The sequence below is a fragment of the Veillonella montpellierensis DSM 17217 genome (genome assembly GCF_000426745.1).
GTDB lineage: Bacteria > Bacillota > Negativicutes > Veillonellales > Veillonellaceae > Veillonella > Veillonella montpellierensis.
Map to the genome: position 1 here is coordinate 22,344 of NZ_AUFY01000018.1, position 12,728 is coordinate 35,071.

The following is a 12,728-nucleotide window of genomic DNA, read 5'->3' on the forward strand; positions in this document are numbered from 1 at the left end:
TAAGAGAGATGAAAGGTGTTAGCATGTTAGAAAATATTCTACCGTGGCTAGGAGCTATAAGTGTAATTATTTGTATTATACTATTGTTCTATTGTATTAATTTACAAATAAAAATTAGTCGACTTTATAAAAAATATAATTTTTTTATGAAAGGCGATGATGGTAATAGTTTGGAGAGAAAGTTATCTGTAGAAATTACAGAAATTCGTGAAGCCGCTAAATCGATTGACAGTTTATTTCAAGAACAATATGCGATTAGAAATATACAGCATAGTACACTACAAAAAATTGGGTTTGTGAAGTACAATGCCTTTGAAAATATTGGTAATGATTTGTCATTTTCCTTAACGATTTTAGATGGAAACAATAATGGTATTATTATTTCTAGTATTTATGGGCGTAATGAATCGCGTATATTTAGTAAACCTATTGTGAAAGGAAGTTGTATCGATAGTCTTTCACAGGAAGAATTAGAAAGTTTAAATGAAGCATTAGGAGAAACAAGTAATGCAGATGCATTAGAACGTGTTTCTGTAGATAAGTAGAAGATAGTGTAAGTATTGTATTATGGTAGATACTAGCGTACTTTTACATATAAACGTATGATACGTATACCTGTGTGATAGGTGAGTTATCATTGTATCTATTTTATAGTTTTATACGTGTGCATGGATAGAAGGTTGTAGGTATTTGAATAACATTCGATTACAGATAGGCATCATATGGAAACGGTTATATAAGCTATGTAGACCTTCAAATTGGTTATATACGACCGTTAGACAAGAAGATGGATCCTATCATATTACGATTAGCAAACAACAGAGTAAAATTATTATTCTGATAGTTTGTATGATGATTATTTTGTCAATGGCCGCTTGTATATGGGGGATTGTAAGAGAAACTGAAGTATGGCAATTGCGAGAAAAAAATCAAATGCAAGGTGATCAACTCAAATTATTAGATCAGAAAATACAAATGCTAGATAAAAAGATGAATGTGTTAGATTCTTTGGACCAAGAAATTCGTCAGATGATTAAAGGTTCTGAATCAGGACACGTACCACAAGGGGGGCCTGATCACGATCAGGTCCCATTATCTACTAGTGATGAAACAGCAGCAGATGGTGATCAAAGTAGTATTACAGCTATGTCTATTAAATTATCGAAATTGGATCGACAAGCACAAAAACGGTTAGTTTCTTTTTATATGTTGCGGTCTATTTTAAAAGACAGTGCCAGTGATAGTATAAAAAATTTGAAAAATCTAAACATAGCTACGAATGGATCCTCTACTTCTAATAGTGCGATGCCAAGTATTTGGCCATCAAAAGGTGTGATTACTTCATACTTTGGCAATCGTGTCGATCCCGTATATGGCGGCAGCGGTTTTCATGAAGGTGTTGATATAGCTGATGATTATAATTCACCGATTGTGGCTACAGCGGATGGGGTAGTGATGATCGCTAGCAGTACAGATGGAGGATATGGTAATTTAGTAGAAATTAATCATGGTAATGGATTTGTTACTCGCTATGGTCATAACTCGATGTTACTAGTATCGCCAGGTACAAAGGTTACACAAGGTCAAGTGATTGCATTGATGGGCAGTACGGGTAAAAGTACGGGACCTCATGTGCATTATGAAGTACGTATTAATGGATCGCCTGTGGATCCTATGTTATTTTTACCAATCAGTAATCATTGATAAGAGGGATGGGCTGGTATGAGAGGATATGTACAAGTTTATACAGGTGATGGAAAAGGGAAAACTACAGCGGCTATTGGTCTAGCAATTCGGGCAATTGGTGCTGGTAAGCGAGTGTTAGTATTACAATTTATGAAATCAAAAGTCTATAGTGAACATGCTATACTAGAATCGTTACCAGGCATAACGTTAGAGACTGTAGGGAAACCGTTTTTTATTATTCCTAAGGGAATGAAATCAGAGGAAGAGTTAGCTCGTTGGGGCGATGAAGTCGTTGTATTTGAAGCAGGGCATCCACCTCAAGAATATATTGATTTAATCAAAAAAGGCTATAATCGTGCCATAGAGGCAGTACAATCTAATGAGTTTGATATGGTCATAGTAGATGAATACAATATGGCACTCTTTTTCGAATTAATTAGTTGGGAAGACACTAAACAGTTACTTGATGTACGTAATCCATCTATAGAATTAATTTTTACAGGTCGTGGTGCGCCAAAGGAATTGATAGAAGCTGCTGATTTGGTAACAGAAATGAAAGAAATTAAACATTACTATACGCAAGGTGTCAATGCGCGATTAGGTATTGAAAACTAAGATAATCAAAAATCTTTCATTGTTATAGAGTTACATTACCATAGGCGTAGACTGTTAATTGTAGAATAGAGCATAGTAATTAGTATTCAATTCATTCAACATACGTACTTGGTTTGACCATAGTGCATGTGAATAAAAAATATGTGACTCATGCTTACATAGACGGATAGAAATTTGTAGACATAGCAGTTTATTCTTGGTTACGTAGATAGATGACATGTAGCTATGTAGAGTTTTTTATAGACTTTAAAAAAAATAAAGGATTTTATAAGGCTGTATCGAATATATATAAGTATATATTATTTTGAAAGCAGGTGATGCATATGTCTGGCATTGGAATAGCATTACTGGTTATACTCATAGTCATTATTTCTCTGTTAGTGATTGTGTTAATCAGTCCAGTTACTTACCGCATTGATATTAATGGTAGGCATCCCTATACATTTGAAGGTAAGTTATCATGGTTGTATCGTATATTTTCCGTTCATGTTCGCTATGAACAAGGAAAGCCATTTTTTAAAGAGGTCTATATATTAGGGCGTATGAAAATTGGCCCTGCCAGAGATTATGAAGAATGGTTAGCAAAACGTGTAGAAGAAGAAGTAGATATAAAAGCATCTAAACAGTATGATGAACCTATCAGTACAAAAGAGGTGCACGTAGAAGAAAGGGATACGGAGCCAGTTATCGAAAAGGTAGTATTTACAGAAGATGGGAATATACAAGAAATTGTGTGCCAATCGGATGATACAGTCACTGGGACGGATGATGCGAATCATAAGAAAAAAACTATTTTTTCATCATTGCAAGAGTTTACAGCGACGCTTGCTGATAAGAAAAAACAATTTCATAAAAAGATTGATAACGTATTACAGAAAGATTCAAAAGTGCCCTTTGATTGGTGGGTACCCTATGTGAAAAATCCTGCATTATATAAGGCACTTTACGTAGTGAGTAAACGAATGTATGACCATTCTAAGCCAAGAAAAATGTATATAGAAGGCACATATGGGTGTGGCAATGCGTATTATACAGGTCTCATTGCTGGTGTATTATATAGTGTTTGGCCTCATGGTATGAAAGATGTTCGATTAGAGTATATCAAGCCCGTTTGTGATGGTAGTGGATATATATATGGGAGAATTATTCCTGCTGTTATGGCTTGGTATGGTACTCAATTTATGGTAACAAAAGCTGTAAGAACATTTGTGGTAGCTGGTATGAAAGTATTTTTTATTAAACGAAAAGAAGCAAAAGCGAAACAATCAGTAGCCTAATCGTACTTTCAGAGGAGAACTCGAAGTAATTATGAGGTAAATGTGTAAGTAAATATATTGGTAGTCAACGTATTATATGTGTAACCTATGTAGAGAGTACATCAATTCTTCTATATGCATACTTTATATCAATCACCTATTGTGAATCGTTGGATGACAAGTATATAATGAATGTAGATAGATGGCAGTATCATTAGTAATTAAGAATAGGCGTAAGTTTAATACGTTACCAATAGATAATGAATGATAGATTATTATCATGTGTACATAGTGTGGTCATAAACCTGAGGAGGATACGTCATGGATGGAGTAAAAGAAAATTTAGAAACCTTATTTGAACGATTTAAAGACATGATTAAAGTGGAAACAGTCGTTGGCGAAGCTGTTAAAATCGGTGATGCTACGTTAGTTCCTTTTGTAGATGTTACATTTGGTTTTGGATCAGGATCGCGCAATAATGAACTAGGCGGTGGCGGTGGTGGTGCCAAGATGGAACCAACAGCCATTTTAGTTGTGAAAGGGGAACGTATTGAATTATTCAATATTAAAGGAACAGCCTATACATCAGGTTTTGATCGATTAGTAGGTATGGTGCCAGATGTCATTGCAAAATTAAAAACAGACAAATATATTTATCTTAATGAAGAAGACTAATATATTTTACTAAAGAATACAAGTAGTAGTATATAATAAGCATTGTAACTAAGAATACTAAGTAGTATAGTGTTGCAATGCTTATTTTGTGTATATGTTATATGATTGAACGTATATGAAATCTGGATATATGTATTTTTTATGATTTTCATGTAGAATCGATGCAATATATAAGGTAATCGTGTTTATTGATTGCTATCTATACATAATTACGGTATAATGATATAGAGTATATTAACTCTTTATAAGGAGGATATGAAGATGAATTTAAAGAAAAAAGTTATGTCATTAGCAGTTATTGGTGCTATGAGTGCAGTAGCAGTGGCTAGTGCTGCCAATATTGGTTTTGTAAATATTAATCAAGTAGTAAGTTCTTATCCTGGATACGGCGCTATTGAATTACAAATTCAAGCGGTAGAAAAAAATTATAAACCTAAAATTGAAAAAGAATACAATGCTATTAATAAATTGGAAGAATCCAAACGTGAAGCTGCATTTAATGAAAAAGTTGTACCATTAAATCAACAAGCACAAAGCGAAATTAATAAAATTATTAATCCAATGATGACTGATATTGCAGGTCGTATCGATACGATCCGTAAAGGAAAATCTATTGATGTTGTAGTAGATAATCCATATGCAGTTATTTCTGCTGATGCAAATAGTCAAGTAATTAATATTACTAATGATGTGATTGCTACATTGAAAAAATAATATAAAAATTAATAGCGCAAATTGCCCTAGACCACATAGGTCTAGGGCAATTTTTTTAGGTTCTATAGCTTTTATAGTATCTAGTGGTTAATGCGTAATTAAGCACAGTCTATAGTGATATCGGTTCCTTTATAGGGAGATGTTTTGGTAGCATTTAGTGTGTTAAAAGCAGTACATAACGACATCGGCTACTTTGTAGTGTGTATTTCTGGACTTAATGTGTTGCGTATACTAGGCTTATTCTATAAAGAAAATTCATTCTATTTTAGTTAACTATATAAGAAACGAATATAATGTATAAGCGTAGCAATTATTTTTTTAACAGGGTCACAATGCATTCTCCATCGTCTATAAACTTAGCTTGTATAAAATTCGTGCCATCAAAGCGTAGCACCATACCAGCACTGAGTGTATGGTCTTCCACTTCATTAAGTGTTACAAGGATAGTACCTCGTATAACGGTAAATAAAATCGTATAATCTGGATGATTATGCTTTTCTATAGTGTCACTTGCATTACCTACTTTTTTTATGACTGTATACTGCTTTTCTTGGAACATGGTTCCTGACTCATGTTTTTCAATACCTAGAGACATAGTATCACTCCTTTTTAATTGTATAAATAGGTTCACCATTATCTTCGGTGACGGTAAATGTATGGGTTGGACTTAATTCTTTTACAAAGGATTCAAACCAAGTTTGGTACGCTAAGGCCATAAATTTAGGGTCTACGCCTGCTGTTTTCCAGTATGGTAATTGCAATCGATGATTACCTATCCAGCTAAAGGTATCTGCTGTTTGGGTGATGATTTGATCACCACCATCACAAGGCATACCGTTTACGTAAAAGTTTTGTAATTCCTTATAAATCGTTTCAGCTGTTATCGGTGAAAGTTGTTCTTTTGCAATGGCAGCACAAGCTTTACCTTGTACAGCAAAGGATGCTAGTATGGCGGAAATTGTTGGCAACGCTTGTTTACCATCTACACAATCTAATAAATCCTTGATGAAAGTGGCTTCTCGCACAGAGGCAATTTGTATTTGGTTAGATAACCAACCATGGATATTACTGTGATCAATTATAGTTTCCAGTGGCGTAGTTGGATCAATGGGTGCACCATATGTATCGAGTGACATTTGATGTAATTCATCGGACAAGCTATCGATTACCGTGCGAGTTCGATCTGCAATTAATTGTTCTCTCGTTACAATCAATTGAATTTTTTTGTATAACCAATAATGAATATGACCTAGTGTTGCTGACATGTTATGCTCCTTTTCGTTCATTTAATTCATCGACTAAGTGAGTCACATCAAAACCATGAATTTGCGCAGCTTGCCATAGCGGTTCTGCCGTAGAAGAAGGACAACCAAGGCAACCCATTCCTTTATCTTGTAGATAAGGTACTACTTCTGGGTAAATGTGGACAATGTCACGAATGATAGTATCTTTGGTAATCGGTTCACCTTTTTGTAGCGGTTTAGCTTGATCTGGTTCTAGTAATGTTGCACGCACACTATTTAACTTGGATACCAAGTCGTATACATTCACACCGTGGATATGGGCCGCTTGCGATAATGGCTCTGCTGTAGAAGAAGGGCAACCAAGGCAGCCCATTCCCATATCTTGTAAAATGGGTACGCAATCAGGATAGGTATCCACAATATCGCGAATGATTGTATCCGGTGTAATAATAGGATACTTGGCGTTTACATCGTCCATAGTAGGTGCTACTTTGGCCGTTGTTACCACTTCTTCTATATCGCTTGTAGTAGTGCTTTCAGATTCTATAGGCGCTCTATATTGCATATAATCAGGGCTCAATACTGCTTGTTTGAAAGTTTCTAACCCAATGCGATCGATAAATTCTCCTACACGTTCAATTTGTGCCTGTTCCTTGTAATAGTTTATCATGCGATCCACAATGATTAACACATCTGATTCATTTGGCACGTGGGCAATGAGTTTCCCAAGGCGTGGATGAGCACCACCGCTACCGCCTGCATAGATGGACCAACCATTAACAGATCCGATAATACCAATATCTTTTAAAGCGCCTTCCGTACAAGAGTTAGGACATCCAGATACAGACATTTTTACCTTTGAAGGCATTTCAAGGGACGTGTATTTTTTTTCTAGTTGCATACCGAGTTTTACACTGTCTTGTTTTGCTCGTTTACAAAAAGTGGTACCTGGGCACATGGTAACGGAGCGTACACGATTCGCTACAGTGTAGGCTGGTTTCATACCTAGCATAGCCCAAGCATCATTGACATCTTCTGCTCGTAAGCCAGTAATCATAATTCGTTGTGCGCCAGTTATTTTCAAGGTAACTTTATATTTGTTAGCCACATCGATAAATTTTTGTAATAGAGCAGGTTGCACAAAGCCGCCTGGAATGCGAGGCGTAATGGCATAGCGCCGTTGACCATTTCTAATTCGTTGTAAGTTTGCTGCAATTTGTGACATAGTACATCCTTTCTTCAGTAACTACTACTGATTCTTCTGCGATTGCCGTAGCCTATATGTTATATAGAAATATTCTGTATTGATATACTTAGTATATCGTATTTTATCAGTATTGTATGTTGCCATGGCAACATATGAATATTTTTTATTAGGTATTTGCTATTCGCTTTCATAATTATTATATAGTATGATAGTCGAATAGGCTAATCAGTTATTATTATGATAGGATATGTATATACTAGGAGTAGAAGAAAGTTACATTGCTAGCACGTAGTATGAACTGTAGGGATGAATAAGGAGATTATTATGAAAGTATTATATGATACCGTATATAAGGCGACGTTTATAGAACGACTTAATCGTTTTGTCGTTTCTGTAGCCTTAGATGGCATACCCGTATTAGCCCATTTGCCAAATCCAGGACGTATGTGGGAATTACTTTTTACGGGGGTGACTATGTATATTGTGCCCCATGATAAAGTAGGGGCGAAAACACAGTACCGAGTGATTGGCATTGATCGTGATGGCATTCCCATTATGTTGGATACCAATTATAGTAATGATGTGGCGGAGTACCTACTTTCCCATCAGCTCATTCCTGGATGGGAAGAATGGTCTGTCGTGCGACGCGAATATACGGTAGGGCATAGTCGATTTGATTTACTGTTGACGAATGCTAAGAAGGAACAATTTTTATTAGAAGTAAAATCTTGCACCTTGTTTAGTGAAAGGGGCGCCATGTTTCCCGATGCGATTACTGAGCGTGGGAGAAAACATCTATTGCATTTAGAGGCGTTACAACAAGAGGGGTATCATACGGGCGTATTATTTTTAGTGCAATGGGAAAAGGCAGAATGGTTTTTGCCTGATTACCATACGGATTTAGCATTTGCTACTACATTTCAGCAAGTGGCCCCTCACCTTGACTGGAAAGCGGTCGCTTTGCGTTGGAATGAGCAATTCACCATGCCGCATGTAGTTCGCATATGTCATTATGAACCAGCTGTAATCGCACAAGAAGCTAAGGATGCAGGTGATTATATCATTGTTATGCATTTACCAACAGATGCGTCAATCACTATTGGTAACAAGGGGACCATGTTTTTTAAACAAGGCTACTATATGTATGTAGGATCAGCTAAAGCCAATTTGAAAAAACGCATAGAACGACATACACGAAAGCGCAAAAAAATGCATTGGCATTTAGATTATTTTCGTGGCCATTGTGAAATCGTCGCTACTATTCCAGTGCGGACAGCCTCTGATTTAGAATGTGAATTAGCACAGACATTGAAAGCGGTGACTGATTGGTTCATACCGGGTTTTGGTTGCTCCGACTGCCATTGTGAAAGTCATTTATTCGGCATGCAAGATAATCCAATTCATAACAAATTATTTATGAAAGTTGTTGAAGATATGCGCATGAATCGGTTAGACTCACTGATAGAAAGATAGAAAGATAGAAAGATAGAAAGATAGAAAGATAGAAAGATAGAAAGATAGAAAGATAGAAAGATAGAAAGATAGAAAGATAGAAAGATAGAAAGTTAGAAAGATAGAAAGGTAGAAAGGTAGAAAGGTAGAAAGATAGAAGGCTTTGTTTCTGTAGGCTGTCATTGGAATAAGAAAAATGCATACAAGAGGATACTATGCCTATTTTATGGAAAAAAGGATGAGTAGATAAGGCAGTCTATATTTATAAGTGGTAGGTACGATAGTGGTATATCCTGTATCAAATAGATAGATTCTGCTGATGCGACAAATGACGATCAGCGTGGTATAGAGTGCACTTAATGGCAGTATTGGATGGTATCCTTTAGTAAAGTAGTACATAGTGTACTAAATTAGATAGATTATGACGTGAGATTATGTAAGTGAAGTATCTGTGTACATACTGTATGAAATAGTAAGAGCTTAGGCTGAGCAAGTCGATTGAAGTGAGTGCATATATGTGTTGACGATTAAGTCATAGTTATAAAATATGTAACACATGTGTTGATAACCAAGGTAACTAAAAAAACATATATACCGGTACATACTGACAAGCTTGACAGTATAATGGTATAATATAAGGTAGATTAATTGACTTTTATACTAGATGATAAGAACAAATGAGGTGGAACTGTGGAGGAAACGAACTGGAGTCATGGCAAAATAACGCCTGTCCAAATCGATAAAGAAATGAAAAGTGCCTATATAGATTATGCGATGAGTGTAATCGTTATGCGTGCATTACCAGATGTTCGTGATGGTCTTAAACCAGTTCATCGTCGTATTTTATATGCGATGCATGAAACAGGTATGACCCCGAATAAACCTTATAAAAAATCGGCTCGTATCGTAGGTGACGTATTAGGTAAATATCATCCACATGGAGATAGTTCTGTTTATGATGCTACGGTTCGATTAGCGCAAGATTTTAATACGCGTTACCTAATGGTTGATGGGCATGGTAACTTTGGATCCATCGATGGTGATTCGGCGGCAGCTATGCGTTATACAGAAGTCCGTATGGCTAAAATTACGCAAGAAATGTTGGCCGATATCGATAAAGAAACTGTTGATTTTATGCCTAACTATGATGAGTCTTTGCAAGAACCAACTGTATTGCCTGCCAAAGTGCCGAGTCTTTTAATTAACGGATCGGCAGGTATCGCTGTAGGGATGGCAACGAATATTCCTCCTCATAATTTAGGAGAAGTAGCAGACGGATTGATTATGTTAATAGACAATCCGAATGTAACCGTTGACGAATTAATGACAGCCATTAAAGGTCCAGACTTTCCAACAGGGGCATTAATTCTTGGGCGAGAAGGTATCAAAAAAGCGTACAGTACAGGTCGTGGCAGTATTAAAATGCGTGCGAAGGCGACCATTGAAGAAATGCCTAAAGGTAAGCATAAAATTGTGGTAACTGAAATACCATACCAAGTAAATAAAGCACGAGTGATTGAAACGATTGCTTCCTTAAGTCGTGATAAAGTGATTGATGGTATTACCGCCTTGCGTGATGAAAGTGACCGTCAAGGATTGCGCATTGTGATTGAATTGCGTGCCGATATACAACCGGATATCGTATTAAATAAACTTTATAAACATACACAATTACAAGATTCTTTTGGGGTTATCATGTTGGCGCTCGTTAACGGACATCCAAAAGTGTTAACGTTAAAAGAAGTATTAAATCATTACTTAACGCATCGATTAGAAGTTGTGGTGCGCCGCACTCAATTTGAATTACAAAAAGCAGAGGCGCGTGCTCATATTTTAGAGGGCTTATTGATTGCCTTAGATCATATTGATGAAGTGATTGCCACCATACGTAGTTCTCAAACCGATGAAATCGCTAAACAGTCATTAATGACTCAATTTGGTTTATCCGATAAACAAGCGACTGCGATTTTAGATATGAGATTACGTCGCTTAACAGGCTTAGAACGTGAAAAAATTGAAGAAGAATATAAGGAATTACAACTATTGATTGCCGATTTGAAAGCAATTTTAGCAAGTGAAGCTCGTCAACGAGGTATCATCAAAGATGAATTAGATGATATGAAGAAGAAATATGGTGATGCTCGTCGCAGTGAAATTACGATTGATACATCGGAGCTTAATATTGAAGACTTAATTGCTGATGAAGAAATGGTGATTACCTTAACTAAACAAGGATATATTAAACGCATGAACGCTAATGTATATCGCAACCAACATAAAGGTGGTGTTGGTGTGGTAGGCATCAAGACTAAAGAAGATGATTATGTGGCACAAATTATGCATGTTCGTACTCATAATACATTATTATTCTTTACCTCTACTGGGCGTAGTTATCGTTTGAAAGCTTACGAAGTACCAGAAGCATCTAGCCGTAACTCTCGTGGCACAGCTATGGTCAATGTGTTGCCATTGAATGTAGGTGAACAAGTGACAACGATGATTAATTTAGAATCGGTAGATATGGATGCGAACTTGTTTATGGTGACTAAATACGGCGTATGCAAACGAACTAAAATCGAAGAGTACCAAAATATTCGTCGTAGTGGTTTAAATGCTATCAATCTAGATGAAGGAGATCGCTTAATTTCTGTTTGTATGACAACAGGTGGTCAAGACATCTTGATTGGCACTAAGAAAGGTATCGCTATTCGCTTTAATGAAGAAGATGCACGATTATTAAAACGGGCAGCACACGGTGTGCGAGGAATTAACTTAAATGCTGGTGATGAAGTTGTAGGAGCTGGCGTGTTTACTGGCAACGATGAACATGTTCAAATCTTTACAATTAGCGAAGAAGGATTTGCAAAACGCAATGATATTAGTGCGTACACATTGCAAAAACGTGGTGGTAAAGGTTCTAAAAACTTTAGAATTACCGATAAAACAGGAGATGTTGTAGCCGTAGAAGTAGTAAGAAATGATGATGAAGTGATGATTATTTCTGAACAAGGCAAAATTATTCGTTTTAACACTACGGACATTGCAGTGAAAAAAAGTAAAGCCGTTTCTGGTGTGAAAACACAAAATTTAGATAGCGGTGATAAAGTCGCATCTATTACGGTGATACCTGCTTCTGAAATAGAAGAAGATGAATAATAATAGCATACACAAATAGATACGATAGATATGATACACTTTGTAGCATATAGAGTATGAATGCAATATGCAGAGGGGAGTACATGGTACAACCCTCTGCATATTGTTATATAGGTATCATTGTTGATGATTTATCGTATGAGAAGGCATGCGTTAGAACGCTCCGTATACAATTTTGTTATAGTGTGACTATACAATAGGTAGCGATGGCATCAAAGAGTAGAAACCTCGATAGGTCTTTCACATATGGTATGTACGACGAAAATCGTTTGATGACTAGAGCCTATGGAAACTTATAAAAACCCCCTTGCAATTTATAGTCCAATAGGATACAATACTAATACAGTTCAGCCATGAGCTGTTTTAATTTGCTTGTCTAGAGAATATGTTCTGGATGAGCGAGAAAAATCATAAAAAGTTGTTGACAAGACATCTTGAAAATGATAAGATAATCAAGTCGTCGGTTGAAGAAATAGCGATAACAGATTTTTGAAAACTGAACAATATAAGGTAAACATTACTAAGTAATGTACATATGCCAGAGTGCGGGTTTCGTAAGAAACCAACCAAAAAATTCAAGTTACGTAAGTAACAAAAACAAATGAGCTAGCAAATAGCTTCAAGGTATCTTGGAGAGTTTGATCCTGGCTCAGGACGAACGCTGGCGGCGTGCTTAACACATGCAAGTCGAACGAAGAGACATGGGAGCTTGCTCCTATGAAT

General features: G+C 36.3%; 11 protein-coding genes and 1 rRNA gene. 9 read left to right on the forward strand and 3 right to left on the reverse strand.

The genetic code is table 11. The annotated features are described in order from the left end of the window. Positions 1–23 precede the first annotated feature (23 nt). The 6 genes from K357_RS0105940 (at position 24) to K357_RS0105965 (ending at position 4,946) form a co-directional block, all read left to right on the forward strand. Entirely contained in the window at positions 24–545 is a 522-nt protein-coding gene (locus K357_RS0105940; protein ID WP_028257888.1) for a DUF4446 family protein, read from the forward strand. Between the two features lie 145 nt (positions 546–690). Next, positions 691–1,704 (forward strand): M23 family metallopeptidase, encoded by a 1,014-nt coding sequence (locus tag K357_RS0105945; protein ID WP_244869382.1) that lies wholly within the window; start codon positions 691–693, stop codon positions 1,702–1,704. Between the two features lie 18 nt (positions 1,705–1,722). After that, positions 1,723–2,301, forward strand: a complete 579-nt coding sequence (locus K357_RS0105950) for a cob(I)yrinic acid a,c-diamide adenosyltransferase (protein WP_028257890.1) — start codon at positions 1,723–1,725, stop codon at positions 2,299–2,301. Between the two features lie 323 nt (positions 2,302–2,624). Then, positions 2,625–3,578, forward strand: coding sequence for a hypothetical protein (locus K357_RS0105955; protein ID WP_028257891.1), 954 nt, complete (start codon positions 2,625–2,627; stop codon positions 3,576–3,578). Between the two features lie 300 nt (positions 3,579–3,878). Beyond that, on the forward strand, positions 3,879–4,232 hold the full coding sequence (locus K357_RS0105960; protein WP_028257892.1) for a GerW family sporulation protein: 354 nt from the start codon (positions 3,879–3,881) through the stop codon (positions 4,230–4,232). 261 nt (positions 4,233–4,493) lie between these two features. Continuing rightward, on the forward strand, positions 4,494–4,946 hold the full coding sequence (locus K357_RS0105965; protein WP_028257893.1) for an OmpH family outer membrane protein: 453 nt from the start codon (positions 4,494–4,496) through the stop codon (positions 4,944–4,946). A gap of 310 nt (positions 4,947–5,256) precedes the next feature. Here the strand turns inward: K357_RS0105965 and K357_RS0105970 are convergent, their stop codons facing one another. The 3 genes from K357_RS0105970 to K357_RS0105980 are packed head-to-tail and all read right to left on the reverse strand — an operon-like array spanning position 5,257 to position 7,415. After that, the gene (locus K357_RS0105970; RefSeq protein ID WP_028257894.1) at positions 5,257–5,541 is read right to left on the reverse strand and encodes a hypothetical protein; all 285 of its coding nucleotides are present in this window, start codon (positions 5,539–5,541) and stop codon (positions 5,257–5,259) included. 4 nt (positions 5,542–5,545) lie between these two features. Beyond that, positions 5,546–6,211, reverse strand: a complete 666-nt coding sequence (locus K357_RS0105975) for a hypothetical protein (RefSeq protein ID WP_028257895.1) — start codon at positions 6,209–6,211, stop codon at positions 5,546–5,548. 1 nt (position 6,212) lies between these two features. Further along, positions 6,213–7,415 (reverse strand): DUF1858 domain-containing protein, encoded by a 1,203-nt coding sequence (locus K357_RS0105980; protein WP_028257896.1) that lies wholly within the window; start codon positions 7,413–7,415, stop codon positions 6,213–6,215. A 306-nt stretch (positions 7,416–7,721) separates the two neighbouring features. On the opposite strand from K357_RS0105980, the gene sfsA reads away from it, so the two are divergent. The 3 genes from sfsA to K357_RS0105995 form a co-directional block, all read left to right on the forward strand. Next, entirely contained in the window at positions 7,722–8,870 is a 1,149-nt protein-coding gene (gene sfsA / locus K357_RS0105985; protein ID WP_028257897.1) for a DNA/RNA nuclease SfsA, read from the forward strand. Positions 8,871–9,539: 669 nt separating this feature from the next. Then, positions 9,540–12,005: a DNA gyrase subunit A gene (gyrA, locus tag K357_RS0105990; RefSeq protein WP_028257898.1), complete on the forward strand. Its 2,466-nt coding sequence runs from the start codon at positions 9,540–9,542 to the stop codon at positions 12,003–12,005. Positions 12,006–12,631: 626 nt separating this feature from the next. Then, positions 12,632–12,728 (forward strand): 16S ribosomal RNA (locus K357_RS0105995); the annotation flags it as partial.

What these genes read in the sequence shown, in the direction of transcription:
- K357_RS0105940 (WP_028257888.1), top strand. Translation starts at nt 24, where the DNA reads ATGTTAGAAAATATTCTACCGTGGCTAGGAGCTATAAGTGTAATTATT.
- K357_RS0105950 (WP_028257890.1), top strand. Translation starts at nt 1,723, where the DNA reads ATGAGAGGATATGTACAAGTTTATACAGGTGATGGAAAAGGGAAAACT.
- K357_RS0105955 (WP_028257891.1), top strand. Translation starts at nt 2,625, where the DNA reads ATGTCTGGCATTGGAATAGCATTACTGGTTATACTCATAGTCATTATT.
- K357_RS0105960 (WP_028257892.1), top strand. Translation starts at nt 3,879, where the DNA reads ATGGATGGAGTAAAAGAAAATTTAGAAACCTTATTTGAACGATTTAAA.
- K357_RS0105965 (WP_028257893.1), top strand. Translation starts at nt 4,494, where the DNA reads ATGAATTTAAAGAAAAAAGTTATGTCATTAGCAGTTATTGGTGCTATG.
- K357_RS0105970 (WP_028257894.1), bottom strand. Translation starts at nt 5,541, where the DNA reads ATGTCTCTAGGTATTGAAAAACATGAGTCAGGAACCATGTTCCAAGAA.
- K357_RS0105975 (WP_028257895.1), bottom strand. Translation starts at nt 6,211, where the DNA reads ATGTCAGCAACACTAGGTCATATTCATTATTGGTTATACAAAAAAATT.
- K357_RS0105980 (WP_028257896.1), bottom strand. Translation starts at nt 7,415, where the DNA reads ATGTCACAAATTGCAGCAAACTTACAACGAATTAGAAATGGTCAACGG.
- sfsA (WP_028257897.1), top strand. Translation starts at nt 7,722, where the DNA reads ATGAAAGTATTATATGATACCGTATATAAGGCGACGTTTATAGAACGA.